Here is a 25,782-nt window from a genome sequence, read left to right on the forward strand (position 1 = left end):
GTAAAATTTAATAAATGAATGATAATTGAGATGTTATACTTTCCTCCGTCGTGAGGTATTCCGCTTCCGTTGCCCGTCCCGTCCGGCAGGCGCTTGTTTCGGGGACAAGTCCCTCGTGTTTTCCCCGGGATTCCGTTTCCCGCCGAAGCGCAGCTCGAAGGCGTTGGCCGAGTATGCCTTTCCCAGCCGTGATCCGTTCACGACCGTCCGTGTTTCGTGGTCAATGAAGGTCACACCCACGATGCGGCCGTTTTCGTTGCGTCGTATGTAGAGATCCACTCGGGCTTCCCGCAGGCGTTCGCGCAGTTCTTCCTCCGTGGGTTCTCCCCGAAGCGCTTTATCGACCCGGCCACGGATTTGCCTCCTCGTGTCGTCCTTCCCGAACCGTTCGGCGCTGCGCTCCATGTGCCGTTCCAGCCCGTCATACCCGACCTCTTTACCGAACAGTGAGGATTTGAGCGGCGCGGCCACTGCCTTGTCCCCGTTCTCGTCCAGCAGCGTGTAGAGCAATCCCCGGTAGGGGGTTCCGTTCCGCTCTCCCCGGACTTCCTCTATACCTATATTATATAAGGACAGCAATGCCCGGAACTCGCCGAGGGTTTGGAAGCGGTATGTCGCCACGGCCGGTTTTATTACCGCTGCCACCTGGCGTTTCAGGTCGCCCCGCGTGTAATCGGCGGGGACGATCCCTTGCCCTTTCTCCCGCCTTCTCCCTTTGGCGGGATGCAGTCCGTACTCCCGTTCCAGTTCCTCGGTAACGGCCACGCTGTGTTCGTTGCGCCTGCTGTCGTTTATCTTGCGCCCGTCCTGGGCCACCTGCACCGACACGATATGGATATGCTCCCGTCCGATGTCGGTATGCTTGAATACGATATAAGGTTGTCCTCCCCAACCCATGCGCTCCATGTAGGCCCCGGCTATCTCCGCGAGTTGCCCGTCGTCGAGGCGGTCTTCGGGAGCCGGGTTGAGCGACACGTGCACGACGGGTTTTTCCGTCCGGTAGTGCGAGGGCATCCAGCGCAGGAGGTCTTCTGCCGTCGCGGCCACGTTGAAGCGCCCATCCGCCGGCTCCCTCACGATGTGGGTCAGCAGTACCTTCCCGTCGCCCCGATCGACTTTCTCCTGGTTGTACGCCAGCGCGCCGTACACGTCTTTTCCGGTGGTGATATTGGCTACCATCGTTGTTTGAACTCTTCGGAGAGCGACACGACCTGCTGCCCGACGGCCGCCAGTTCACGTGTCGCTCTCTCCAGTTTATAGAGCAGCGCGAGTGTTTTCTTCTCGGAAAAATGCGCGTGCAGCTCCTTCACCACCTGGTTGTAATTCGTTCCCACGGCACGGAATTGGGCGTGGAAAGCGGTCAGCTTCGCCACGTATTCGAGCGTTCCCCGGTCGGTCTTTACCACCCGGAACGCCTCGTTGAACACTCTCGCTTTGATAAAAGCGGCTTTGGACAATAGCCCGGACTGCTCGTAAAGGTCGAGGAAACGGGCATGTTCCACGGCTGAAAAGTTTACCGAAAAGCGGTAAACGGCCGGGTCGTTTTTCGCGGGTCGTCCCCCTTTGCCCCCTCGGGGCTTTCTGTTCTTTTCCATCGCATCGAAATTTTAAGGAGAGGCCAGGGCCCCACCGGTTCCTGAAAATTCCGATCCCTTCGCGGCTTGCCGCCTTTCTGAAAAGCACCGACTCCGGAGGTGCTTTCTCCCCCTTGCGGGCAAGCTGTTTTCTGCTGCAAAACGAGAATCGTGCAGCAGAAAACACAGCTTGCTATTTGCCCTTTGCAAATACCTTCTGCCCGCTCGCGGACAGAACATTGAAAGAGCCGCCGTAAAACGGGGCAAGGACGGCTTCATTAGCGTCGGGATCGTTCACGAGGCAAAGATACCTACCTATTCAATCACTTGTGTCATAAGCGATTACGCCACTTGCGTCCACTTTGACGCCACACGCGGCCATAGCGGAAAAAGAGCATACAACCCGTGTTTTTAAGGGTTTACTTTGCACGTGAGAACGGATACGGGCAATGACACATCCCCCTGTCCGCACACGTGCGGACGGATGCAGAAAACACCGTGTGCAGAGGAAAAAGCGGGTCTTTGTCCGGATAAGCAAATGCGGTTGCGCATGAGTATAAAATCGGACACGCGCCCATGCACCGGCATACCGGCGTAACAGCCTGCCAGCGCACCAGCATATATGCGTGCCGGCATACCTGCATAAAATCTCATGCCCTCACTTGCCCGGATACGTGAAGAGATGAACGATTACCCGATTGTATAACTAAAAACGCATGGAACAATGAAAGAGAAAACGAAATTCGTGGCCTTCTCCACCCAGAAAGGCGGAGCGGGCAAAACCACCCTCACGGTGCTGGCAGCCTCTTACCTGCACTATGTAAAGGGTTTCAATGTCGCGGTCATCGACTGCGATTATCCCCAACACTCCATCGTGGAGATGCGGGAACGTGACCTGAAGCTTGCCCTCGAAGACGAACATTACAAGAGGTTAGCTTACGAACAATTCACCCGGCTTCAAAAGAAAGCCTATCCTGTCGTGGAAAGCAACACGAAAGAGGCGTTGGCCGATGCCGACTACCTCCTGCCGCAAGGTGATTTCGATTATGTGTTCTTCGACCTTCCCGGTACGATCAATAACGAGGATCTGATTCATTCCCTGGCCGGAATGGATTATCTCGTCGCCCCGATCAGTGCCGACCGGGTTGTCATGGAAAGCACCCTGAATTACGCGGTTGTGGTAAAGGAGCATATCATGGGCCGCGAGAAGTCCCGGATGAAAGGGCTGTATATGCTATGGAACATGGTGGACGGACGTGAAAAGACAGAATTATATCAGGTTTACGAGGCGGTAATGAAAGAGCTGGATCTTCCTGTCCTGAAGACCTTCTTGCCTGACACCAAGCGTTTTCGTCGTGAGCAGAACGCCAGCCGTCGCTCTGTCTTCCGCTCCACGCTCTTCCCGGCAGACCGTTCTTTGATCCGGGGCAGCAACCTGGATAAACTCGTGGATGAATTGATCGAACTGTTAAAGTAGGATCTCATGAGCGGAAAAGAACATGACGACGGTTTGGACGCTTCCTTCATCATCAGCCAGGCCAAAAGCCGAAACCGGCCATTACATCCTTACACGCCGGAAAAAGAGGAGGAGGCATCGGCTCTATCGGAACCGTCCGGCGAGGCCGCCTCCTCGTCGGCTACGAAAGAGGAGGGACGCCGCCGAAGAGGGAAAGGCCAGGATTACGAGCGTCTTTTTATCCGGAACGCCCCCTCCAATACCCGAAGCGGCAAAACGGTGTATATCCGCAAGGAGTTTCACGAGCGTATAACCCGGATAGTGCAGGTTATCGGTAAGAACGAACTCTCGCTGTATAGCTACCTGGACAATGTGCTGGAGCAGCATTTCGCGACCTATCAGGAGGAAATTTCGGAACTCTACAAGAAACGGAACTCCGATATTTTTTAGTTATGAACCCAATATTTACAACCCATTAAAAACAATCCATCATGTCAGACAAAGCAATTATTTTATCTGTTATCCTGGCGGCCGTCCTTTGCGTCGCCGTGCCCTTCATCTTCCGCGTGTGCCGCTACCGGCGCAGGATGAAAACCCTTATCGTCCCCGACGGCCCTTCGGGGGAGGTCGCCGTGGGGACTGTCCCCACCCCCGAGGCCGAGTACCTGGCCCGTTACATCTGCCTGCTGCGGCTGCCTTTCGCCGGTAACAAGCACGTGAAGATACGTCCGTCGTATCACGAGCGTATCCGCGAGATCACCCGTGTCATCGGTCGTGGCGACGTGACGATCACGGCCTACGTGGACAAGGTTCTCAAGGCGCACCTGGACGATAACCGGGAAACCATCGAGCGGCTTTTCGAGGAGCGTGAGGCCGTGGCCTCCCGGCAACCCAAAGCGGAGGAGCGATGAACGGGGCGTTGTGGCTGCTGCCCCTCTTTGCCGTGGGGTATGCCTTGTGGGCGTTTTTCCGCCTGCGGCGGATGGAACGTAACGAACCGGCAGACGGGATCGTTGCCGAAGACACGCCCTGCCGGCAGGAGATCATCGGCAGGAGCCGCTTTGTCCTCGACTTGCGCCACTCCCGGCCACAAGCTGCCGTAGAATCTGAAACTGAAAAAGTTACGGAAAAAGCCGATATATTTGTGCCCACGAATGTACCCGAACACCCCCGGCAGATTCCGCCGGAAGACCTGGATGAAGTGTTCGGTGTCGCTCCCGAGGGGGAGCCTAACGAACCTCTGGAAATCGACTTTCCGCTGTACGATGAATCTTTCCCGGATGCGGACGCGGAGGAGCCGGATTATGACGAGGATGAAGACGACACCGAAGAGCTGCCCCTTTTGGGCCGCTCGCTTGCCCAGGGGGTTAGTTTTGAACAGATGGGCGAAGCCTACCGCCACGTGGTACACGATCCACCTTCAACAGACGAGCAAAGGGAGGAAACGGGACGTGTCCTCCTGGGCCTGAAACAGACCGACATGTTCGAGGTCATCGTTTCGGGCTGCCCCGACGGGAACGACAGGGTAAAATCCCTGATCGACACCTACCTCTCGGCTTTTCACCGGCGTATGTCCGAGAGGTCTGCGGAAAGCCCATCTCCGCAGGGTTCGGTTCCCACGGGTTTCGACGTCCGTGAGTTTGTTTAACCCCATAATGACATCACGATGAAAGAAAAAGACTACGGGTAGCGCGTGAGGCTATCCTCGAACCACTGAAAAAAAACGAATCAAGAAGTTTAACCCGGTGCGGGGCCTATCCATCCCCGCGCCACAATTCAAACATTATCGAGTTATGAGAAAGAACAAGATTCTTCTTCCGGCGGCATTTCTCTTTGCCGCCATCTCCTCCGCTTTCGCGCAGGGCAACGGCATCGCCGGCATTACGGAGGCTACCAACATGGTAACCAGCTACTTCGACCCCGGCACGAAACTCGTGTACGCTGTGGGGGCTGTGGTCGGCCTTATCGGGGGCATCAAGGTCTATAACAAGTTTTCGAGCGGCGACCCCGACACGTCGAAGACCGCCGCGAGCTGGTTCGGCGCGTGTATTTTCCTGATTGTCGCCGCGACGATCCTACGCTCTTTCTTCTTGTAGTCCAACCTGTCATGCAAATAATTATGGAATATGGAATCAACAAGGGAATCGGCAAGAGCGTGGAGTTCCGGGGCCTGAAGGCGCAGTACCTCTTCATCTTCGCGGGCGGCCTGCTGGCCGTCTTCGTGGTGTTCGTCATCCTCTACATGGCAGGGGTCGATCAGTGGGTATGTATCGCTTTCGGCGTTGCGGCGGCTTCGGTGCTGGTCTGGCTTACCTTCCGCCTGAACACCCGTTACGGGGAACACGGGCTGATGAAGCTGCTCGCCGCGCGCCGGCATCCCCGCTACCTGCTCAACCGCAAGTCCCTGCGCCGGTTGCTGAAAAGAAAGGGGGGCCGCGTATGAGAAACCTCTTGAAAGCCACCACGCTGGAAAGCAAGTTCCCGCTCCTGGCCGTGGAAGGCGGTTGTATCATCAGCAAGGACGCGGACATAACGGTCGTCTATCGGGTCGAACTCCCGGAGCTGTTCACCGTCACGTCCGCCGAGTACGAGGCGATCCACGCCGCCTGGTGCAAGGCCCTGAAGGTCTTGCCCGAATACAGCGTGGTACACAAGCAGGACTGGTTCATCCGCGAGCGTTACCGCCCGGCCACGGGCGAGGGGGACATGAGTTTCCTCTCCCGCAGTTACGAGCGGCATTTCAACGAGCGTCCGTTCCTGACCCACGCCTGCTTCCTCTACCTGACGAAAACGACGAGGGAGCGTATGCACATGCGTTCAGACTTCTCGACCCTCTGCCGGGGCAACATCATTCCCAAAGAGGTAAACCGGGAATCGGCGACAAAATTCCTGGAGGCGGCGGAACAGTTCGAGCGTATTCTGAACGATTCGGGTTTCTTGGCCCTTGTCCGCCTCACGGGGGACGAGATCACGGGTACGGCGGATTGTCCGGGCCTGCTGGAGCGGTACTTTTCCCTCTCGCTCTCGGAGACGACTTCTCTTCAGGACATCGAGCTGGGGGCCGAGGTTCTGCGCGTGGGCAACAAACGGGTGTGCCTGCACACGCTCTCGGACACGGAAGACCTGCCGGGGCGCGTGGGTACGGACACCCGTTACGAGCGTCTTTCCACCGACCGTTCGGACTGCCTGCTCTCGTTCGCGGCCCCCGTGGGGCTTCTGCTTTCCTGCGACCACCTTTACAACCAGTACGTGTTCCTGGAAGACAGCGACGAAAACCTGCGTATGTTCGAGAAACGTGCGCGTAACATGCAGTCCCTTTCCCGCTACTCCCGCGGGAACCAGATAAACAAGGAGTGGATCGACCAGTATCTCAACGAGGCGCACTCGTTCGGTCTTCAATCCGTCCGGGCCCATTTCAACGTGCTGGCCTGGTCGGACGACGTGCAGGAGCTCCGGCATATCCGCAATGATGTGGGCAGCCAGCTCGCTCTGATGGAGTGCCGCCCGCGCCACAACACCGTGGATGCCGCCACGCTCTACTGGGCGGGTATGCCGGGCAATGCGGGGGATTTCCCCGCCGAGGAATCGTTCTACACGTTCATCGAGCCCGCGGTCTGTTTCTTCACGGAGGAAACCAACTATAAATCCTCGTCCAGTCCTTTCGGCATCAAGCTGTGCGACCGCATAAGCGGCAGGCCCCTGCACCTGGACATCTCGGACGAACCGATGAAAAAAGGGATCATTACCAACCGGAATAAATTCGTGTTAGGCGGCTCGGGGTCAGGCAAGTCATTCTTTATGAATCATTTAGTCCGCCAATACTGGGAGCAGGGCACGCATGTCGTGCTGGTGGATACCGGTAACAGCTACCAGGGTCTTTGCGAGCTGATCCGGCGTAAGACCAAAGGTGAGGACGGCGTGTATTTTACCTATACCGAGGAACATCCCATCAGTTTCAACCCGTTCTACACCGACGACTACTATTTCGACGTGGAGAAGAAGGACAGCATCAAGACGCTGCTGCTGACACTCTGGAAAACCGAGGACGACAAGATCACGAAGACCGAGAGCGGCGAGCTGGGCAGTGCCGTGAACGCCTATATCGAGCGTATCCGCGCCGACCGGAATATCGTGCCGTGTTTTGACAGTTTCTACGAGTACCTGCGGGACGACTACCGCCGCGAGCTGGAGGAGCGGGAGATCCGGGTCAGCCGCGAGGATTTCAACATCGACAACATGCTCATCACCCTGCGGCAGTATTATAAGGGCGGACGCTACGACTTCCTTCTGAACTCCCGGGCCAACATCGACCTGCTCTCGAAGCGCTTCGTGGTCTTCGAGGTGGATTCCATCAAGGAAAACAAGGAGCTTTTTCCCGTGGTCACCATTATCATCATGGAGGCTTTCATAAACAAGATGAGACGGCTCAAGGGGGTACGCAAACAGCTCATCGTCGAGGAGGCCTGGAAGGCGCTCTCTACGGCCAATATGGCTGAATATCTGCGTTATATGTATAAAACCGTCCGCAAATACTACGGTGAGGCCATCGTTGTGACGCAGGAGGTCGAGGACATCATTTCCAGCCCGGTGGTCAAGGAGGCGATCATCAACAACTCGGACTGCAAGATCCTGCTCGACCAGCGCAAGTTCATGAACCGTTTCGACGCGATTCAGTCCTTGTTGGGACTGACCGACAAGGAGAAGGCGCAGATTCTCTCGATCAACCAGTCCAACGACCCTTCCCGTAAATACAAGGAGGTCTGGATCGGTCTGGGCGGCGTTCAGTCGGCGGTCTATGCCACGGAGGTCAGCGTCCCGGAGTACCTGGCCTACACGACCGAGGAAACGGAGAAAGTGGAGGTACAGCGGCTTGCCGGGGAGCTGGGCGGTGATATGGAACTGGCGATCAGGCAGCTCGCCGAGGGCAAACGTTAAAGGGAGGGCAGGCCATGTATCGCAAGTGTATCGGATCAGACCCCACGGCGGCGCGTTTGGACTTCGCGCTGTACGAGGTGGCGGGCGAGTGGGAAAGCCGCTCGGGTTCTCCCCGGGTTCGCATCTACCGCAACCCGGGACGCCGGGGCGGCGGTTTTTACGTGGAGGTGTCCTACAAGGACGGGACACGCTTCTCCCGTCCCGTGAGGAAGTATTGGGGAGGTATCCGTTACTTCGACCTCTACGGGTATGTCGCCCTGGCCTACGATGCGGGGCGCGAGGTGCTCCAGCTCTCCGCCTACGGGGATTATTATCGGGCGTCGGAATGACCGCCCAAGTATTCACGAATTAAATAATGAAAAGGATGAAACGATTGATTTTAACGCTGTTCGTGGGGCTTCTTTGCTTCACGTACCAGGCAAAAGCGCAGTGGACGGTCATCGACCCGTCGAACCTCGTTCAGAACATCAAGAGCGCGGTTCAAAGCTCGACCACGGCGACCAACATGGTCAAGTCGCTGCAAGAGAGTATCAAGATTTATAACCAGAGCAAGGCTTACTACGACGCCCTCAAATCGGTGCATAACATCATCAAGGATGCCCGGAAGGTGAAGCTGACGCTCGAAATGGTCAGCGAGATCACGGAAATCTACACCTCGGGATTCAACCGTATGGTTTCAGACCCGAACTTCACGGTGGACGAGCTGGCGGCGATCTCGGCGGGTTACGCCCGATTGCTGGAGGAGGGCGGTGCGCTGGTGGCGGAACTCAAGACGGTCATAACCGGCGGCAACGGCCTCTCGCTCTCGGACAAGGAGCGGATGGACGTGGTGGATCAGGTTTACACGAAGATGCTGGAGTACCGCAACCTCACGCGCTATTACACGCGCAAGACCATCTCCGTGTCCTTCATCCGCAGCCGCGAAAAGGGCGACGCGCACCGGGTGCTGGCACTTTACGGGAACCCGAACGACAGATATTGGTAACCTGAAAACGGAGGCAGTCATGGATTTCGACAATTTACACCAGGTTCTCCGGAACCTGTATCAGGAGATGATGCCGCTATGCGGCGACATGATCGGGGTGGCGAAAGGTATCGCCGGCCTGGGTGCGCTCTTTTACGTGGCTTACCGGGTATGGAAGGCACTGGCCAGCGCGGAGCCTATCGACGTGTTCCCGCTCCTGCGGCCTTTCGCCATCGGCTTGTGCGTGATGTTCTTTCCCACCGTGGTTCTGGGGACGATCAACGCCGTGATGTCGCCCGTGGTGCAGGGCACGCACGCCATACTGGAGGGGCAGACATTGGATTTGCAGGCATACCAGCAACAGAAGGACGATTTGGAAGCCGAGGCCCGCAGGCGCGAGGGCAAGGCTTGGTTAGTGGACGACGAGGTGTATGAACAACGGCTTGCGGATATGGGTATCACGGACTTGGGCGAGATTATCAGCATGTGGGCCGAACGCACGTGGTACGACATCAAGGCCGGTTTCCGGCAGCTTGTCCGGGACTTCTTCGAGTTGTTGTTCAACGCCGCGGGGCTTACCATCGACACGCTGCGGACATTCTTTTTAGTCGTGCTGTCGATTCTGGGGCCCTTGTCGTTCGCCCTCTCCATTTACGACGGCTTCCACTCGACGCTCGCGAGCTGGATTTCCCGCTATATCAGCGTGTACCTTTGGCTTCCCATCGCCGACCTGTTCTCCGCGGTGCTGGCCAAGATCCAGACGTTGATGCTCCAGGCGGACGTCCTGGCCCTGCAAGACCCCAATTACATTCCCGACAGCGGCAGCGGTGTCTATATTATCTTTTTGATTATAGGTATCATAGGCTATTTCACGATCCCCACCGTTGCCGAGTGGGTGATCCAGTCGGGCGGAGCCGGCGGGGCTATGGGCGGTATCAACAAGGCCGGGGCATTCGCCACGGGTGTCGCTGGCGGTATCGCCGGCAACATGATCGGCCGCACGTTCGGGCGTCGCGGCGGTGGCCCGGCTTCGGGCAGTGCCCCCAACGGGCGCAACCTGGCAACACAAGGTAACAATAATCATTCATAACAATTTGGACAATGGAATTCAAGTCATTAAAAAACATCGAAACAAGTTTCAGGCAGATTCGGCTTTTCGGTATCGTGTTCCTCTGCCTGTGCGCGCTGGTATCCGTGTTCAGCGTGGTCGCGAGCTTCCGTTTCGCCGAAAAGCAGCGCGAGAAGATCTACGTCCTGGACGGGGGCAAGTCGCTGATGCTGGCGCTCTCGCAGGATTTGAGCCAGAACCGCCCCGTGGAGGCGCGCGAACATATCCGGCGTTTTCACGAGTTGTTCTTCACCCTCTCGCCCGACCGTGCGGCCATCGAGAGCAACATCAACCGCGCGCTGTTCCTGGTCGATAAGAGCGCCTTCGCCTATTACCAGGACATGCAGGAGAAAGGTTACTACAACCGTGTGGTGTCGGGGAACATCAGCCAGCGTATCGAGGTGGACTCCGTGGTGTGCGACTTCAACGCCTATCCCTACCGGGCCATGACCTATGCCCGGCAAATGATTGTCCGCGAGAGCAACATCACCGAGCGTTCGCTGGTCACGCGCTGCGAGCTGATCAACTCGGGGCGTTCGGACAATAACCCGCAGGGTTTCATCATGGAGAAATTCGAGATTCTGGAGAACCGCGATTTACGTACATTAAAAAGATAAGGCTATGGCAAAGAAGAGAATAAAGGCTTTCGGGGAGTGGGTCGAAGACCACCTGCGCCGCGCTTGCGGGGCGCTCTCGCCCGATAAGCGGATTATCGTGATCCTCACGCTGCTCTTGTTCTTTTCCGTCTTGTCGCTCTACTTTACCGTGTCTTCCATCTACCGCTTCGGCAAGGGAGCCGGGGAACGGATGCAGATACGGCATATCGAGCGGCTGGAGCTGGAATTAAGACAACGGCAGGAGGCCGACAGTGTAAAACATCTAAAAGATTTCAATTATGACGACGAACGAAAAACAGAATAAACAGCCGGAGGCGGGGAAAAAGGAACTCACGCCCCGGCAGATACAGATGCGGAAGAAGATGGTGGTCTTCCCGCTCTTTTTCCTGGCCTTTGCCGGGTGCATGTGGCTGATCTTCTCCCCCGGCGAAAAAGAACGGGAGGAGCCTTCGGCGGGTTTCAACACGGAGCTGCCGACCCCGGAATCGGAGGGTATCCTCTCGGACAAGCGTGATGCCTACGTGCAGGAGGAGATGCGGCGCAGGGAGCGGGAAAAGATGCGCTCCTTGCAGGATTTCGCGTTCGGGATGGAGGACGAGGAGGAAGAGCCCGTCATGCCCGCTGCCGTGCCGGATAAGTCTTCCGGCCCTGCCGGCGGTTCGTCGGGAGCTTTCCGGACTTCCCGTGCCGCCTATGCCGACATCAACCGCCAGTTAGGCAGTTTCTACGAGGAGACCGCCGGTGAAACGGGGGAAGAGCGCGAGATGCAGGCCCGCATCGAGGAACTGGAACGCCGCCTGGAAGAACAGCAGGCGCAGAAAACGGCCCAGGAGGAGCAGGTGGCGCTGCTGGAGAAGTCCTACGAGATCGCCGCCCGCTACATGAACGGCGGTCAGGCCCCTGAAGCCCCGCGTCAGAAAGCCTCCGTTTCCGGCAAGGCTTCCGTGCAGCCCGTGCGCCAGGTGCGCCGTAACATCGTGTCGCTGCTTGCCGCCCCGCTGCCCGATTCGGTCTTCGCCCGTGAGTTCGTCAAGCCCCGGAACTGGGGTTTCAACACGGTGGGGAGCGACCTTCGCGAGCCCGAGCGCAACAGTATCCGTGCCGCCGTGCAGCAAACCGTGACGCTCACCGATGGCGGGGAGGTTACTTTCCGGCTGCTGGAACCGATGATGGCGGGAGATCTGCTCATCCCCTCGGGTACGCCCGTAACGGGGGCGGCGAGGATCAACGGTGAACGGCTGACGGTCAAGGTCAGCGCTGTCCAGCACGGCGGGGCGGTCGTTCCGGTCGATCTGTCGGTCTATGACACGAACGGCAACGAGGGTATTCCCGTGCCGGGGTCGGAAGAACTCAATGCCGTGAAGGAGATCGCCGCCAATATGGGCGCGGGCATGGGCAGCAGTATCACGATCACGGACGATGCCGGTTCGCAACTGCTCTCCGACCTGGGGCGCAGCGCCATCCAGGGCGTGTCGCAATACGTGAGCAAGAAGATGCGCTCGGTCAAGGTCACGCTCAAGGCCGGTTACAGCGTCCTGCTGCTCCCGCCCCTTCAATAAGGGTACAAACGACGTACTTCCGTACACCACTGAAAAAATCCATTTTTATCAACAATCAAAAATTTATCGAGTATGAAAAAGATTCTTCTGGCACTCGCTTTTATCGGGTGCATGTTCGCTGCCCACGCGCAGGAAAAGCCCTCCACGGGCGATTTGTACGACGGTCTTACCCGTCCGCTGACCTTCAACCGGGTTATCCCGCCCTACGCGCTGGAGGTGACGTTCAGCAAGACCGTTCATGTGATTTTCCCCTCGGCCATCCGTTACGTCGATCTGGGGTCTTCGGATCTTCTGGCGGCGAAAGCCGACGGCACGGAAAACGTGCTGCGTGTAAAGGCGGCCCTGCGTGATTTCTCGCGCGAGAGCAACCTTTCGGTCATTACCGAGGACGGGGCCTATTACAGCTTCAATGTCAAGTATGCCGACGAGCCGGTGAAACTGTCGGTCGAGATGGCGGACTTCCTGCATGACGGGGAGGCGGTAAACCGCCCCAATAACGCGCTGGACATCTATTTGCAGGAGTTGGGATGCGAATCTCCGCTGCTGGTCAAACTGATCATGCAGTCCATTTACAAGAATGACCGCCGCGAGATCAAGCATATCGGTTGCAAGCGTTTCGGGGTACAATACCTCCTCAAAGGTATCTACGTGCATAACGACCTGCTTTATTTCCACCTCCAACTGAAAAACTCCTCCAACGTGCCTTTCAACGTGGACTACCTGACGTTCAAGATTACGGACAAGAAGGTGGCCAAACGCACGGCCATCCAGGAGCAGGTCGTATGGCCCGTGCGTGCGTACAACAACGTGCAGGTCATCGGCGGCAAGCGTACCGAGCGCATGGTCTTCACGCTCCCGAAGTTCACGCTGGCCGACGACAAGCAGCTGGTCGTGGAACTGCACGAGCAGCAAGGCGGGCGACACCAGACTTTCACGGTGGAGAATGCCGACCTGGTGCGCGCACGTGTTATCAACGAGTTAAAGGTAAAGTGATATGAAACGGGCGATATTCATTCTCACGCTGGGGTTATGCCTCCTCCTTTCGGACGGGGCGCACGCCCAGCGTGCCCTGCCCGCCATGCGCGGGCTGGAAATACGGGGAGGCATGGCCGACGGCTTCTATACCCGGGACAGCCGCAGCGAAACGGGCTACTGGTTCGGGCTGGCCATGAGCCGCTACGCGAAGAATGCCGACAAGTGGGTGTTCGGCGCGGAGTTCCTGAACCGTTATTACCCCTACAAGTCGGAACGTATCCCGGTGGCGCAGTTCACGGCCGAGGGAGGTTACTATTACAAGTTCCTCGCCGACCCGTCCAGGACTTTTTTCTTCTACCTCGGCGGCTCGGCGCTGGCCGGTTACGAGAGCGTGAACCGGGGCGAGAGGCGGCTCTATGACGGCTCTACGCTCCGCCACCGCGACCGTTTCCTCTATGGCGGGGCCGTCACGCTGGAGGTCGATGCGTACCTGACCGACAGGATTATCCTCTCGCTGACGGGGCGTGAGCGTATCCTATGGGGCACTACAACGGGACATTTCCACGCGCAGTTCGGCCTGGGCGTGAAATTCATAATCCATTAAACTTGCAAGCGACATGAAAAAGATGAAAAAGATATTGGCCCTGGCGGTCTGGATCGCCGCCCTGGGTCTTTTATGCGCATCCTGCGACAACGGGCTGGATATACAGCAGGCGTACACGTTCTCTCTGGAAACGATGCCCGTTCAGAAGCGAATCTCCGTTGGTGAAACCGCTGAAATCCGCTGCACGCTCGTGCGGGAGGGGAGATATGACGGCGCGCGTTACACGATCCGCTATTTCCAGCCCGACGGGCGCGGTGAGTTGAGGATGGACGACGGTACGGTGTTCCTGCCCAACGACCGCTATCCGCTCGACCGTGAGGTGTTCCGCCTCTATTACACATCGCGCAGCGATGACCAGCAGACCATCGACGTCTATGTCGAGGACAACACGGGTCAGGTCGTGAAGACCTCCTTCACGTTCCAGAGCGAGAACGGGACGGAGGAAACGGAACGATAACGTAATATGTCTAACCAAGAGAAGCGCCCGTCACCCGGGCGCTTTCCATAAATACTGAAAACCATGACAGAGCAAGAGAGAATAGATATAGCCTATCTCGATACGGGGGTGTACGAGAACCCGTGGCGCGAGAACCTTTTCGAGACGCTGCCCGAGGATCGGAAAACGGCGGAAGTCTGCCGTTTCGCCATCAAGAAATCGGCTTTCAACATCGAGTTCGTTCCCGAAGCGATGAAAACGCCGGAACTTTGTCTTGCCGCGGCCGGCCACCGGGGCGAAACACTGAAATTCGTCCCTGACCGTCTGAAGACACCGAAAATGTGCCGTGCCGCCGTCGATAGCAACAGCTACGCGCTGTATTACGTTCCGGAGGGGTTGAAGACCCCCGAACTGTGCATGACGGCCGTGAAGCGCAACGGTCTGGTGCTGGAGGCCGTCCCCGGGGAATTGAGGACGCCGCAAATATGCCGTGCGGCGTTGAAAGCGGTGGACAGTGCCGATTACAAGATACTCCCTTACATTCCGTATCCCGATATATGCCTGGAAGGGCTGAAAAAATTCGGGATGTCGTTCGTGGACAAGTTCGAGATTTTCGCCTCCATTGCCCCGGAGGTCATGACCGGGGAACTGGCCCTTCACGGCGTGGGGATGGACGCGTCCTGCCTTTCGCTCGTGCCGGTGGAACTGCGCACGGAGGCAGTCTGCCTGCGTGCCGTCAGCGGGGACGGCATCCTGCTCCATGAAGTGCCGGAGGAATTACGCACGGAACGGGTCTGCGAGGCCGCCGTGTCCTCGAACTACCTGGCACTGGAGTACGTTCCGAAACATCTGAAAACCGACCGTCTGTGCGGGATGGCGCTGGAGCGCGATCCCCTGGCCATCCGCTTTTTCAACCCCGAACAGCTCACGCCGGAGGTCTGCAACCGGGCGTTGGCCCGTACCGACGACCTGCGTGTCCTCCGCTATATCCCCTTCGAGGAGATACACCTGAAAGTGTTGGGGTTCTATTGCACGAATTACGATAAGACCTTCGATTTTTTGGAGAACATGAACCCCTGGTTCCTCACGCCGAGGGTGGCCCGGGAAATTTTCGCCCTGGAGCCGGAGCTGTTCTACAACCTTCCCGACCACGCCAAGAACGAGGAGATGTGCCGCCGGGCCGTCTGGCACGACGGGAGCTACCTGCAATATGTCCCCGAGAAGTGGAAAACGCCGGAGTTGTGCATGGAGGCCATACGGCGCAGTCCCTATGCCATCGCCCACCTGCCCGAGAGCATGAAAAGCCCGGATCTATACATGAGCCTGGTGCGGGAGAACCCGCAAAACCTGAAAGGCGTCCCCCGCGAAGCCCGGACGCCGGAGATGAGCCGGGAGGCTTTCGAGCGTACCTACGGGAAGGACAAAACCGATTTCTCGGTTATCAGCGCGTTGAGCGACCCCGCCCTGGTCTTGCAGGTGTTCCGCGAGCAGGACGACCCGCAGCAGATACACCGGTTGATGAGTGTCCTGCACCTGAACCGCCGGCTTGTAACGGAGGAGGTGGCGTTGGAGGCCGTTCGCAAGGATGCGGGGGTGCTGTACGACATTCCCCAGAGGGCCATCACGCCGCTCGTGGCCGATACGGCCGTGCGGGGCGACCCGAGGATGATCCAGTGGGTTCCGAGGGAGCTTCGCACGGCGGATCTGTGCCTCTATGCCGAGGCCGCCCATCCCGAGTTGCGGGTTTACGTTCCCGACGAAATAGCAAAGGGACGTAATATCTACTCGTTCCACCGTCAGGTGGACGCGAAATTGCGGCAGCCGCTCGAATACGAACAATACAAGACCCTCTACTCGGGCGGCGCGGTGCGTGTGAACAACGTGTGGACGTCGGTTGCGGGTGAGATTGACTGCTGCGAGGTGCGTTACGACCGTAAGACGGAGAAACTCAAACTGCGGATCGTCGAACCGCCCAGGGAGAAGAAGGCGCAGCCGAAGGTCGCGCCCCGCAAACCCGCCCGGGGGCCGAAATTGTAGGACGGCGGGTAGTTCTTTGGCAGGAAGGTTGTTAAAAATCGCACGTGTTGTCGCCGATACCCGAATGAAATCGTTATATTTGCAATCGAATCCTCCGGCGGCGTGCCGCCGGGCGATTTACATACGGAAGGAACACATTATGGTGGGGCATTGAAAACAGCCAAATTTTAATCCGCTCGCAAAATAATGGGTAGTTCTCTTCTTCATCGTCGTGTCTATATGCGTCAAGCGTATGCGATAGCGGCGTGGGGAGAAATTATCTATCGAGTGGATGGGTGCTTGGCTGTACCTCAATGCCGGTATTTAACGTATTCTCACGCCTTTTTCGTATGGTATTTGTCTGAACCTAAAGAAAAGCGATATGGAAACGAAATCGACAAATGAGGTAAAGGGTGATTACGACCGGGTATCGGCGAGTGAATGCCTGGGGTCGCTAATCGAGTTGCACGGGATTGTCATGGAAGACGATCTGTTCGTCATTCCCGATGCGGATGGCACGGCAGTATTATACAATGACGGGAAGATACGTTTTGACGAGATCGCCGACATCGAGGTCGGCTCGGTGTTCGTGGGCATCCTGCTCCGCAACGGCTATCTGTTCTACCTTTCCCGTACCGAACCGCTCAAGACGTGCATATACACGCATGGCGGGTGGGGTTCAATCTCTGAAATTTCTCCCCGTGGCATTGCCGGACATATCGGGCGTGAACTGCACGGGAAGCTGGGCGACCATACGGCGGTCGATTGACGGGAAACAAAAAATCGGACGGTTGTCGTCCGATTTTTTTCGCGTCGTATTTTCACGGCCGTTGCCTGCCGTGTTCCCGTTTCCGCCTTTGCAGGGCGAGCAGTTGCCGCAACATGTAGGCATGGTTTTCCCCCACGGTATGCCCCGAGGGCATCAGGTAGGGACTTGCGAGGCACTCCCGGCATTGGCGTACCGCCTCTTTTAAGTCGGTAACGGTTATTTCCGCTCCCGTGATGTCTTTAATCTTTGTTTCCATTCTTTTCTTGTTTTTTGGGTTCGTACCAACTGTCCCGGTAATTTTCTCCCACGAGCGAGAAAATTCCGCTCATGCCGCTTTCAGCGGCGAAATTTTTGGCTTCCCATATACCGGAAAACTCTCCCAGCAGCCGGTAGCCGATGAATAATTTGTACTTGCGCATGATTTTATCGTTTTTCCAGGTTGATAATCGGTGTGTTCTTTTGCAGCCATTCCTTTATGCTGTCCATGTTGTATTCGGATGTGATAACCGCCGTTCGGTCGTCGATTTCGGTGAAGCGCGTAGTTTCATACCCGTCGATCCACTGCTTCAGCGTGGCAACGCCCCACACCTGCGGGTCGTCGAACATGGTGTCGAGCCGCCCGATACCCTCGCCGAAGGTTACGAGCAGCGTTTCATAGGAGATTTCCTTGTTTACTTCATTCGTTTTCATATTCTCGCTTTTTACGGGCGGCTTTTGCCGCCCCGAAATTTTTTAATCAGACAAGTTCCACTTTAACCCTGCTCATGTTCGCCCAGAACACGCCGTTGCAGTAGTAGGCGTAGCCGTTATGCCAGTTGCTCCTGCGGCGTATCACGTCCTGCTCGGGTGGTCGTATCTCGATACTCGTGGTGTAGATGTTGTGTCCCACGGTAATGACGAGGTTGCACCTTCTCCATATCTCGGAATGGGTTTTGAACCCGTTTTTCCCCTCGACGAGTGCAAGGGCCGTCTTGACTGCTTCCCGAACTTCCCAATCCCACTCCCCGAAGGGTTTGAGCGGGCGTGCCATGTAGCTTTTATAGATGATTTTCATTGTTATGTTTTTTTGTAGGGCGGCTTTCGCCGCCCCGATTTTATAATTCGACAATCCTTTCCACTCTGCCGTACAACATGGAGCGTATGCTCGTCTTGTCCACGCCCTTATATTCCGTGTAATGCCCGTACTGCTTTACCACGAATGTTTTCAGTACATCGACAAAGTTGAAACGATACCCTAAAAGCAGAATGGAGTCCTTGAAATAGGTGTTATGGTTTACCTCACGGGTAATCCAGTCTTTCTCCTCACGGGTGAGCGTTCCCCCATCATTGAGCCGTTTGCGTAATATGTACGCTTTTGAGCCTGCAAGGCTTTCGAGTGCGGGAACGTCCCACGACACGAATTTATATGCTATTTGGTTCATTCTATTTTGTTTTTGCGGGCGGCTTTCGCCGCCCCGATTTTTATGCTGTCATTCGTTTCCGTATAAGGGACATGTTCCCCTTCATCAGTTTCAGTATTTGCCCGTGGTATGGGGTATTCTTGTTACACACGCCACGGCTCTGCACGACCTCCATGCGTTTTAGGGACACCTCTATCGTTTCGATACGTTTGCCGTCGATTGTGGCCGAGAGTATGAGCGAGTCGGCTTTCAGATAGTATTCGTTGGTAAACACGCAATGGTGCATGGCCTCGCCCTCCTGCCGTATGGCTTCAACGCTGTCCAATACCTTGATGCAGATTTCCCCGTCGGAAAACTCCACTCCGAAAAACCGTCCTTTGGCTTTGACAAACGAGGCTTCCTGTTCCAACGCCTTGCGCCGTTCCTCCTGCCGCCGTTCCATTTGCATGTGCCGCCGTTTTTTAGCCATGTAGAGGTCATGCGCTGCGGGCAGGTCTGCGGGACACACGAAATGGGCGTTATGCAGGTCTTTCCCGAAAAATCGCAGCAGGTCGATGTAGTCGCACCATTCCGTCGGTTTCCCGATAGCGTACCCGTTACGGATGGCGATACGGATGGCCGGCCAATAGTCGGCGATATTGCGGGAGGAACGGGCGAAAAATCGCACGAGTGCCGTTTGTCCCGCTTTAAGCAGCGTTTCGGCCTTGTTCTCCGAGAGCAGCAGGTGGATAAGGTCGAAAGGGGTTACATCGGGGAGTTGTTTGCCGTAACCGCTTCGGCGCAGTTCGGGGATAAGCCGTTGCCGGGGATAGATGCGTGTGGGCGTGATGTTGTATTTCCCGTCGTTCTCCGCCCGCAGTTCCAATGCGCTCGACCAACTCCACCCGTGAACGAAGAAGCCCATCGGGCGCAGCCGTGCGAAGGTTGCGGAGCGTCCGTCGGGGGCAATCCACCGCTGTACGGCTTCGATATGGGTGTAAACGGGTGTCTGTCCCACTTTCGCCCAACACTCGATATAGACGAAGCGCAGGACTTGAAAACCCTTGCAGCGGGTTACGATGCACAAATACTCGTAATCGTTGAACTTGCGGCGCAGGGTGGTTTCCACTTTCAGCGTGGTGTGGCAGTGCGGACACTCGCACCCTAACAGATTGTCCGTGAGTTCTCCGTTTTCGCTCTGCCACGTGTGGCCGCACTCGGTGCAGGTGATAAGTCCTTTCGGCGTGCGGCGTCCGATATGCTCGATGCAGTTCTTGTACCCCCATTCGATTTGTGCGGGGGTAAGCGGCGGCAGGTGTTTGCTTGCCGCCACAACGCTCTGTTGGAATTTTGTTCTCGGTTTCATAACTAAAATAGACTGGGCATTAGTTTGTTATCTTCGATTTTCTTGGGTTTGGACTTGGCTTTCGCCAACTTGGCGTAGGCTTCGCTCTCGGCCTTCCGTATGGCGTTCCGCCGTGCCTCGGCTTTTTCCTCCTCGGTCAGTTCAACGGTGTGATTGACCACTACCTTGCAACTGACGGGTTTGCCGATGTCGATGTCCTCCTCGTCGTAATAGTGGAGTGCCATAGAGTATATTTCCTCGTCGGCAAACCCGTTGCAACCGCTCTGCCGTACTTGGTTGATGATGAAAGTGCAGCAATCGTCAATGTTCTTTTTCGGGTTGGCGTATCGGGGTGCGAAAAGTTCGTCCTCCCGTGCCCGTGCGTCGAGATAGTTCTGTATCGTCAGTTTGAAATAATCTGTTCCTTGTGCCATGATTTTTTGGTATTGTGGGGCGGCGAGCCGCCCCGTGTTCAACATTTATTCGTCCTTTCCGAGAAGCCGCCGCACCTCGTCCTCTTTGGTCTTTTGGAAAATCCATCCCGCTCTCTTCTGCCCGTCATGCGTCAGCCGTGCGTTGAAGCGTCCCCCGAGTGCGTGAAGGGCGTCCTTGACGGGCTTGGTGTCCCCGAATACGGCTATCGCCTTCTCGGAATAGTCCACGATGATAAACCCGCCTTGCACGCTCGTTTCAGTGCGTTCCGCCCGTTTTTCGTCTTTCGGCTCGGGCAGACATATATTCTCCTCGTTTCCTGCGATATATGCCAGCCTGTCGATGTACCCTTCACGTGTGTAGTGGGTCAGTTTGCAGACACTCCACCCGTATTTCGGACTTTTGCCGAGCGTGAAAACGGGATAGCGGTGTTCGTTCTTGGGGTCGTATTCGGAGAGGTGCGCCGTTTGCGGGAAATTGGCCGCCGCCTTTCTCAACTCCCCGAAGCCGTTGCGGGAGGTGGCCGAAAAGCCGAGAATGACGGTACGCACGCTTCGGGTGGTCGAACACTCGTAAGAGGGGTCAGTGTATTCCGTTTCGTTGAGTTCGGCGATGATTACGCCCTGCACCCCTTCGGGCATGATGCGGCGTAACCTCTGCGCTCCTATTTCCGCTATGCGGTCATGCTCGGCTTTCTCTTTGGCGGCGGCGATGGCCTGCGCCGTGGCTTGCTCTTCCGCCTGCCCCACGAGCAAAGCCACCTCGAAAGCGTCCATGAACTCGGGGTTCACGTCGTCGTAGTACCTGCCGATACCGAATGTTTGCGAGAGGGGTCGCAGAATGTCCGTTTGGCTGATTTCCTTTGTTTCGGTATCGACCATGTGGTACACGTAGCCACGGGCGGTGTGTTCCACCTTGTAAACGACGTAACGCTTTCTGCTCGCACCCGCACCGATACCGATGATTACCTGGTTTTCCTTGACTACCTGCACCCGTGTGTCCGTGGTAGTCGCTCCGAATAATGAAATGTACTTTGTCATACCTGTAATAATTTAGAAGATGTGAGTGAATAGGAAATAGAAAAAGCCGGTTAGAGCCACGAGAGAAACAAGGCAGGAGAAAATGCCCCGCAGGATGTCATAACAGAACGTGAAGCCCAAAACGACCCAAATAAAGTCGATACCCCACACGTGGAAGCCCAAAGCCACCGCCCCGACCTTTACCGCCAACCCGACCTTTGCCTTTATGCCAAGTGGAAGGTTGGAGGATTTCTGTTTCCATTTATTTTTCTCTTCGTTTCTCATAACCTTTGACTTTTTTTTTATGCCGTAGCGGAGCCGGTATGGATGGAATCTGTTTCGGTAGCATCAAAAGGTGTCGGGGATAGCTGCTGCAAGATTTTGTCGGAAAATACGCTCGCCCGCAGGGAAAGAGGAAGATTTTGCGGCAAACCGCCCCGCGGCCCGATCTTGCAGCAGCGTGAGCCCCGTAACTACCTTTGCTACTGACAACAGATTTCCATACCGCGCTCCGCGGCATGAAAAAAAGAGAGGAAAAGGTTATGGGAGAGAAACGGGGAGAAAACGATATGCCGTGAACGCTCGCGAAAGTCGGTTCACGGCTCACCCTGCATGGAATGATAAATCGCCCGCGAACATTTCCTTTCACGGGCGATTGGCGTATCGGAGCGTGCCGATCCCGTATCGGCGGAGGATCGTTTCCGCCGGACGTGGCGCCACTCGCTGCCACTTTGAAGACGGATACGTCCATATGCCACTGGCTGATAACAAGATACTGTTCATTTGTGTACTTTTGGGCATCCGGGAAACAAAAAATGAAACAGAACATGGAAATAATAAGTATGGACGTGAAGGCTTTCGACGCGCTGGCAGGGCACGTGGAAGCCATTGAAAGAAAAGCCGAGGCGTTATGCCGCAGGCAGGAGGACGTGAGTTTGAAAAAATGGCTGGACAACCAGGATGTCTGTGACGTGCTGGGGATATCGAAACGTACCCTGCAAACCTACCGGGAGAAAGGGTTGCTGCCTTTCAGCCGCATCCGTCACAAAATCTTCTACAAACCGGAAGATGTCGGGAAACTGCTGCAATCGTCGCACTATCCTAATACCGCCGCGTTATGAGCCATTATTTCATCGACAAGCACGATCCGCGTGTGGCGGATCTCTTCCGGCGTTTGGAAAAGGCCGGCAAGGCACTGGATAAACTGGAATCCTCCGGAGGCCGGACACTCAAGGGAGAGCGGTTCGTCACCGACGAGGAATTGTCCCGGCTGCTGAAAATCAGCAGGCGTACATTGCAGGAATACCGCACGGCGCGGATCATTCCCTATTATTTGATTCAGGGCAAGGTACTATACATGGAATCCGAGATACAGAAATTTCTGGAAGATTCCCGGAAGAAATGTATCGGGGGACAGGAATGGGTATAAAAGAAGAACGGCCATCACGGCCGTTCTTCTTTTTCAGTTCAATATCGTGTTCATGCCGGGGAGCTGCCAGACGACGGCGGTCGTCGTGGCCCTTCGGACAAGCCACCGTCGGAAGGCTTCGGCATTCCCGGATTTTAAGCGGAAAGCCAGCGCGGCGATCATTTCGAGCGAATACAGCTCGACAATACCGCCGTCACGGTTGCGCTCCCGGCGGTAAACCCGCTCCTCACGGAGTATGCCGCTTTTGAGTATGGAGCGGATGTTGCTCCCCACGGCAGGAACGAAGACTCCGAACAGGTCGGCAATCTGGTGGCGCGTGAGCCATACACGGTTCTCCGGCGTGTGGATTTCCACCCGCCCGTTTTCAATGCTGATAGGTTCTCTTGTCGTCATAGTCATACAAATTTATCAATTTTTGTTATACTGTTCAACCGTTTACCGTTATAATATCTGCCGTTTCCGGTTCGTCCTCCTCGTAGAGATTTATTTTCCGGCCTTTGGTCTGTTCTTTCAGACGTTTCATGTCCTCGTCCACCTTGCGGTCGGTCACTTTGGCGTAAATCTGCGTGGTGGAAATGCTCTTGTGTCCCATCATGCGGCTGACAGTTTCGATAGGCACACCCAGCGAGAGCGTGATATGTGTCCCGAAATTGTGCCTCGCCTTGTGAAAGGTCATGTCGAAGCCGTATGTCCGTCCCAGTTCTCTGGTGAGCTTGATGAGATACCCCCGGCAATAGAGGTTGAAAATCCTGTCGCTTTTACGCTCGTGGCGGTATTTCTCGATGATCTGCAACGGCACGTTCAGCAGGCGGATGGCCGAGGGCGTTTCGGTCTTCTGGCGCCGGATGTGTATCCAGTACGTTCCGTCGTCCGACTGCGTGATGTCTTTTTCGGACAAGCGTTTCAGGTCGGCGTAGGACAACCCCGTGAAGGTAGCGAAGAGAAACCAGTCCCGCACCCGCTGGAGGTTGGGTTTACCGACGGGAGTTTCCATCAGTTTTTTGAGGTCTTCGAGTTTCAAATGGCGGCTCTTGCGCCGGGGCAGTTCCGGGTGCAGCTTCCCGTAAGGGTCGCGCCGGAGTGTACCCTGACTGACAGCCCGCTTGGTCATTTTTTTCAACCGGTAAAGATGCTCGTGTACTGTCTTGGGTTTCATTTCACGATCTGTACGCAGGAATATTTCAAAATCATCGTAGAACTCCCGGTCAAGGCTCCGCAACGCTACATCCTCCTTTTCCTTCCTTTTTTTCACGAAGGAGGCTAAAATATTATAGGAGTTCTCGTAACTTTCATAAGTTTCTTCCTTGCGATCCACGCCGACACGCTTGCGGAACTCCTCGTTATGCTCGCGGAACAAGGCAAGGAGGGTGAACGGTTTCTGCCCGATTCCTTCCACGGCGTTTTTGACCAGCTCGGCCGTCACGAAACCGAGGCTTTTACGAATATGACGGTAATGTCCGGTGATTTTTTCGGTCAGTTTCTCTATTGCCTGGTTTACCGTTCGGGCGTTCTCGCTTCGTCCGTTCGCCCTTTTGGTTTCCGGATTCCAAAGCGATGGATCGACAAACGCGTTGATATTGATCGGGGCCGACTTGGCGTCGATGCTTACCTTGCATAACAATTTACATGTTCCGTCCTTGCGGACTTTCGTGCGGTTGATGTAGAACAGCAGGGAGAACGTGCTGCGGCGTTTTATCTCTTTATTATTCGTTTCCATAATCGTTGTGAATTTGATTGTCAATGATAGATTAAATAGCTACGGAGAAGCGGCCGGCAATCTTTTCCTCTAAAGACCGGGTATCCATGTCGATCTTGTCATCGGTCACTTTGGCGTAAATCTGCGTCGTGGAAATGCGGCTATGCCCCAGCATTTTACTGACGGTTTCAAGCGGGACACCATGCGAAAGCGTGATCTCGGTGGCGTAGGTATGGCGTCCGCAGTGAAAGACGAGCTTCCGTTCAATTCCGCAAATGGCGGCAATACGTTTCAGTGTCCGGTTGAGTTCGTTGTTGCTGTACATCGGCAGCAGTTTTCCTTCCGGGGCCATATCCCGGTACTTGTCGAGGATGAGCAACGGTATGTCGAGCAACGGCACTTCATAGTCGATTTTCGTCTTCTTGCGGGCGGTCTTGATCCATACCTCACCGTCCTCGGCCACTTCCAGATCCTCCGTCGTCAGGCGGCACATGTCCCCGTAAGGGATACCCGTGTAGCAGGAGAAGAGGAACAGGTCGCGGATATGGTAGAGTTTCGGGTCGTGCAGGGGTGTGGTCATCAGCCGTTGTAACTCCACGGCGGTAAGGTATTTCTGTTCCCGCTCGGGATGTTCGGCTTCATAACCCGCGAACGGGTCGGCAGTGATAATCCCTTCCGCGATGGCTTCCCCGACAATCGTGTTCAACCGTGTGACAAGCAACACGATAGTTCCCAGGGCAAAGCGGCGCTCCGTGCGTAGGTAGAGGTCATAGTTGTCGATGAATGAACGGTTCAGGGCCGTGAAAGGAACATCCGACAACTTGTATTTCTCCTGGATGAAAGCGGCCACACAGTTACAAGCATAGCGGTAAGATTGCGCTGTTCCCTTTTCCCGGTTCACGCCGACACGTTTTTCGAAATGTTCGATGAACGTCCGGAAATAACCCAACAGGGTTTCCTGCCCGAAAGCTGTCCCCAACAACAGATTCCTTATTTCTTCAGCCGTTACATTCTCACGGGTGGCTGACAGTTCGGCATAAATGGAAATGGCTGAAGCTCGCAAATCGTCCAGTTGCCGGTTGATTTCCCGCGCGGCGTTACTTTTACCCGTGGCACGTCCGGATGCCCACAGTGCAGCGGGTACGGACATTTTCGCACTAAAAGCCGCTTCTGAAAATTTGCCGACAACAAGTTTCGCCATGACCGGGCAATGTCCCTCGTCATTCATTTCGCTCTTTTTGAGGTAGAACGTAACCGTTACATCCGTCTGTTTCATAACTCTATTTTTTTTATGTTGCAAAATTACTTGATATATAGCTATTTACAGTTATGAAAATTATAGCGGAACAAAGAATAAAACCCCGGATGCCGGTAACATAACCTGTATTTCCATGAAAAACGGAAAAAAACGGTTATCTTTACGGGCAAAATATAGGGTTCTTTGCATGGTGAACGGTAAAACCGCAGGT

At 55.7% G+C, this 25,782-nt stretch carries 34 protein-coding genes; 20 read left to right on the forward strand and 14 right to left on the reverse strand.

Annotated elements, in window-relative coordinates; translation table 11 throughout:
* Nucleotides 1-33: 33 nt before the first annotated feature.
* Both mobB and mobA read right to left on the reverse strand, forming a co-directional pair.
* Nucleotides 34-1,179 (reverse strand): conjugal transfer protein MobB, encoded by a 1,146-nt coding sequence (gene mobB / locus BACCOP_RS09440; RefSeq protein WP_007559003.1) that lies wholly within the window; start codon nt 1,177-1,179, stop codon nt 34-36.
* A complete protein-coding gene (mobA, locus tag BACCOP_RS09445) occupies nt 1,173-1,595 on the reverse strand; it encodes a conjugal transfer protein MobA (protein WP_004295462.1) in 423 nt (140 codons plus the stop codon). The genes mobB and mobA overlap by 7 nt, the downstream gene beginning before the upstream one ends.
* A gap of 703 nt (nt 1,596-2,298) precedes the next feature.
* Here mobA and BACCOP_RS09450 point away from each other — a divergent pair.
* The 18 genes from BACCOP_RS09450 to BACCOP_RS09535 all read left to right on the forward strand — a co-directional run bounded on the left by BACCOP_RS09450 (nt 2,299) and on the right by BACCOP_RS09535 (nt 17,013).
* On the forward strand, nt 2,299-3,051 hold the full coding sequence (locus tag BACCOP_RS09450) for a ParA family protein (RefSeq protein WP_007559008.1): 753 nt from the start codon (nt 2,299-2,301) through the stop codon (nt 3,049-3,051).
* Nucleotides 3,052-3,057: 6 nt separating this feature from the next.
* Entirely contained in the window at nt 3,058-3,480 is a 423-nt protein-coding gene (locus tag BACCOP_RS09455; RefSeq protein WP_004295459.1) for a DUF3408 domain-containing protein, read from the forward strand.
* Between the two features lie 41 nt (nt 3,481-3,521).
* The gene (locus BACCOP_RS19800; RefSeq protein WP_004295458.1) at nt 3,522-3,941 is read left to right on the forward strand and encodes a DUF3408 domain-containing protein; all 420 of its coding nucleotides are present in this window, start codon (nt 3,522-3,524) and stop codon (nt 3,939-3,941) included.
* Nucleotides 3,938-4,678, forward strand: coding sequence for a hypothetical protein (locus BACCOP_RS09465; RefSeq protein WP_007559012.1), 741 nt, complete (start codon nt 3,938-3,940; stop codon nt 4,676-4,678). Before BACCOP_RS19800 ends, BACCOP_RS09465 begins: the two co-directional genes overlap by 4 nt.
* Nucleotides 4,679-4,823: 145 nt before the next feature.
* The gene (locus tag BACCOP_RS09470) at nt 4,824-5,126 is read left to right on the forward strand and encodes a DUF4134 domain-containing protein (protein ID WP_004319158.1); all 303 of its coding nucleotides are present in this window, start codon (nt 4,824-4,826) and stop codon (nt 5,124-5,126) included.
* Nucleotides 5,127-5,146: 20 nt separating this feature from the next.
* Nucleotides 5,147-5,473 carry a DUF4133 domain-containing protein gene (locus tag BACCOP_RS09475; RefSeq protein ID WP_029429442.1) on the forward strand — a complete coding sequence of 109 codons (327 nt, stop codon included), beginning with the start codon at nt 5,147-5,149 and terminating at the stop codon, nt 5,471-5,473.
* On the forward strand, nt 5,470-7,965 hold the full coding sequence (locus BACCOP_RS09480; RefSeq protein ID WP_007559015.1) for a TraG family conjugative transposon ATPase: 2,496 nt from the start codon (nt 5,470-5,472) through the stop codon (nt 7,963-7,965). Before BACCOP_RS09475 ends, BACCOP_RS09480 begins: the two co-directional genes overlap by 4 nt.
* A gap of 14 nt (nt 7,966-7,979) precedes the next feature.
* Nucleotides 7,980-8,294: a DUF3876 domain-containing protein gene (locus tag BACCOP_RS09485; protein ID WP_004303798.1), complete on the forward strand. Its 315-nt coding sequence runs from the start codon at nt 7,980-7,982 to the stop codon at nt 8,292-8,294.
* Nucleotides 8,295-8,329: 35 nt separating this feature from the next.
* On the forward strand, nt 8,330-8,950 hold the full coding sequence (locus BACCOP_RS09490; protein ID WP_004295452.1) for a DUF4141 domain-containing protein: 621 nt from the start codon (nt 8,330-8,332) through the stop codon (nt 8,948-8,950).
* Between the two features lie 19 nt (nt 8,951-8,969).
* On the forward strand, nt 8,970-10,019 hold the full coding sequence (gene traJ, locus BACCOP_RS09495) for a conjugative transposon protein TraJ (RefSeq protein WP_007559019.1): 1,050 nt from the start codon (nt 8,970-8,972) through the stop codon (nt 10,017-10,019).
* 11 nt (nt 10,020-10,030) lie between these two features.
* Nucleotides 10,031-10,654 carry a conjugative transposon protein TraK gene (gene traK / locus BACCOP_RS09500; RefSeq protein ID WP_004295450.1) on the forward strand — a complete coding sequence of 208 codons (624 nt, stop codon included), beginning with the start codon at nt 10,031-10,033 and terminating at the stop codon, nt 10,652-10,654.
* Between the two features lie 4 nt (nt 10,655-10,658).
* Nucleotides 10,659-10,958, forward strand: a complete 300-nt coding sequence (locus BACCOP_RS09505; RefSeq protein ID WP_004295449.1) for a TraL conjugative transposon family protein — start codon at nt 10,659-10,661, stop codon at nt 10,956-10,958.
* Nucleotides 10,933-12,213: a conjugative transposon protein TraM gene (gene traM / locus BACCOP_RS09510; protein WP_007559021.1), complete on the forward strand. Its 1,281-nt coding sequence runs from the start codon at nt 10,933-10,935 to the stop codon at nt 12,211-12,213. Before BACCOP_RS09505 ends, traM begins: the two co-directional genes overlap by 26 nt.
* Before the next feature lie 72 nt (nt 12,214-12,285).
* Nucleotides 12,286-13,206: a conjugative transposon protein TraN gene (traN, locus tag BACCOP_RS09515; protein ID WP_004303795.1), complete on the forward strand. Its 921-nt coding sequence runs from the start codon at nt 12,286-12,288 to the stop codon at nt 13,204-13,206.
* 1 nt (nt 13,207) lies between these two features.
* The gene (locus BACCOP_RS09520; protein WP_004319140.1) at nt 13,208-13,792 is read left to right on the forward strand and encodes a conjugal transfer protein TraO; all 585 of its coding nucleotides are present in this window, start codon (nt 13,208-13,210) and stop codon (nt 13,790-13,792) included.
* A 13-nt stretch (nt 13,793-13,805) separates the two neighbouring features.
* Complete coding sequence (locus BACCOP_RS09525) at nt 13,806-14,249, forward strand: DUF3872 domain-containing protein (RefSeq protein ID WP_004295445.1); 444 nt, start codon at nt 13,806-13,808, stop codon at nt 14,247-14,249.
* A 63-nt stretch (nt 14,250-14,312) separates the two neighbouring features.
* Complete coding sequence (locus BACCOP_RS09530) at nt 14,313-16,265, forward strand: DUF4116 domain-containing protein (protein WP_007559024.1); 1,953 nt, start codon at nt 14,313-14,315, stop codon at nt 16,263-16,265.
* Nucleotides 16,266-16,626: 361 nt separating this feature from the next.
* Complete coding sequence (locus tag BACCOP_RS09535; protein WP_004295441.1) at nt 16,627-17,013, forward strand: hypothetical protein; 387 nt, start codon at nt 16,627-16,629, stop codon at nt 17,011-17,013.
* A 52-nt stretch (nt 17,014-17,065) separates the two neighbouring features.
* Here the strand turns inward: BACCOP_RS09535 and BACCOP_RS09540 are convergent, their stop codons facing one another.
* Genes BACCOP_RS09540 through BACCOP_RS09580 form a run of 9 tightly spaced genes read right to left on the reverse strand, consistent with a single transcriptional unit; the run spans nt 17,066 to nt 21,473 of the window.
* Nucleotides 17,066-17,269: a hypothetical protein gene (locus BACCOP_RS09540; protein WP_004295440.1), complete on the reverse strand. Its 204-nt coding sequence runs from the start codon at nt 17,267-17,269 to the stop codon at nt 17,066-17,068.
* Complete coding sequence (locus BACCOP_RS09545; RefSeq protein WP_004319137.1) at nt 17,253-17,432, reverse strand: hypothetical protein; 180 nt, start codon at nt 17,430-17,432, stop codon at nt 17,253-17,255. Before BACCOP_RS09545 ends, BACCOP_RS09540 begins: the two co-directional genes overlap by 17 nt.
* Before the next feature lie 4 nt (nt 17,433-17,436).
* A complete protein-coding gene (locus BACCOP_RS09550) occupies nt 17,437-17,703 on the reverse strand; it encodes a DUF6956 domain-containing protein (RefSeq protein ID WP_007559026.1) in 267 nt (88 codons plus the stop codon).
* Nucleotides 17,704-17,749: 46 nt separating this feature from the next.
* Nucleotides 17,750-18,067, reverse strand: a complete 318-nt coding sequence (locus BACCOP_RS09555) for a hypothetical protein (protein ID WP_008620152.1) — start codon at nt 18,065-18,067, stop codon at nt 17,750-17,752.
* A 40-nt stretch (nt 18,068-18,107) separates the two neighbouring features.
* Nucleotides 18,108-18,434, reverse strand: a complete 327-nt coding sequence (locus tag BACCOP_RS09560) for a hypothetical protein (protein ID WP_007559031.1) — start codon at nt 18,432-18,434, stop codon at nt 18,108-18,110.
* Between the two features lie 40 nt (nt 18,435-18,474).
* Nucleotides 18,475-19,758 (reverse strand): PcfJ domain-containing protein, encoded by a 1,284-nt coding sequence (locus BACCOP_RS09565; RefSeq protein WP_040311991.1) that lies wholly within the window; start codon nt 19,756-19,758, stop codon nt 18,475-18,477.
* 2 nt (nt 19,759-19,760) lie between these two features.
* Nucleotides 19,761-20,171: a PcfK-like family protein gene (locus BACCOP_RS09570; protein WP_009132163.1), complete on the reverse strand. Its 411-nt coding sequence runs from the start codon at nt 20,169-20,171 to the stop codon at nt 19,761-19,763.
* A gap of 45 nt (nt 20,172-20,216) precedes the next feature.
* Entirely contained in the window at nt 20,217-21,209 is a 993-nt protein-coding gene (locus BACCOP_RS09575; RefSeq protein ID WP_007559037.1) for a hypothetical protein, read from the reverse strand.
* Nucleotides 21,210-21,221: 12 nt separating this feature from the next.
* On the reverse strand, nt 21,222-21,473 hold the full coding sequence (locus BACCOP_RS09580) for a hypothetical protein (protein WP_004303766.1): 252 nt from the start codon (nt 21,471-21,473) through the stop codon (nt 21,222-21,224).
* A gap of 542 nt (nt 21,474-22,015) precedes the next feature.
* On the opposite strand from BACCOP_RS09580, the gene BACCOP_RS09585 reads away from it, so the two are divergent.
* Nucleotides 22,016-22,309 carry a helix-turn-helix domain-containing protein gene (locus tag BACCOP_RS09585; RefSeq protein ID WP_004319131.1) on the forward strand — a complete coding sequence of 98 codons (294 nt, stop codon included), beginning with the start codon at nt 22,016-22,018 and terminating at the stop codon, nt 22,307-22,309.
* Nucleotides 22,306-22,617, forward strand: a complete 312-nt coding sequence (locus BACCOP_RS09590) for a helix-turn-helix domain-containing protein (protein WP_004295430.1) — start codon at nt 22,306-22,308, stop codon at nt 22,615-22,617. The genes BACCOP_RS09585 and BACCOP_RS09590 overlap by 4 nt, the downstream gene beginning before the upstream one ends.
* A 33-nt stretch (nt 22,618-22,650) precedes the next feature.
* On the opposite strand, the gene BACCOP_RS09595 is transcribed toward BACCOP_RS09590, so the two are convergent.
* The 3 genes from BACCOP_RS09595 to BACCOP_RS09605 are packed head-to-tail and all read right to left on the reverse strand — an operon-like array spanning nt 22,651 to nt 25,589.
* Nucleotides 22,651-23,016, reverse strand: coding sequence for a hypothetical protein (locus tag BACCOP_RS09595; RefSeq protein ID WP_007559043.1), 366 nt, complete (start codon nt 23,014-23,016; stop codon nt 22,651-22,653).
* A gap of 28 nt (nt 23,017-23,044) precedes the next feature.
* Nucleotides 23,045-24,334, reverse strand: coding sequence for a site-specific integrase (locus BACCOP_RS09600; RefSeq protein ID WP_007568639.1), 1,290 nt, complete (start codon nt 24,332-24,334; stop codon nt 23,045-23,047).
* 31 nt (nt 24,335-24,365) lie between these two features.
* Nucleotides 24,366-25,589: a site-specific integrase gene (locus BACCOP_RS09605; protein WP_007568640.1), complete on the reverse strand. Its 1,224-nt coding sequence runs from the start codon at nt 25,587-25,589 to the stop codon at nt 24,366-24,368.
* Nucleotides 25,590-25,782 lie beyond the last annotated feature (193 nt).

Source organism: Phocaeicola coprocola DSM 17136, assembly GCF_000154845.1.
Lineage (GTDB): Bacteria > Bacteroidota > Bacteroidia > Bacteroidales > Bacteroidaceae > Phocaeicola > Phocaeicola coprocola.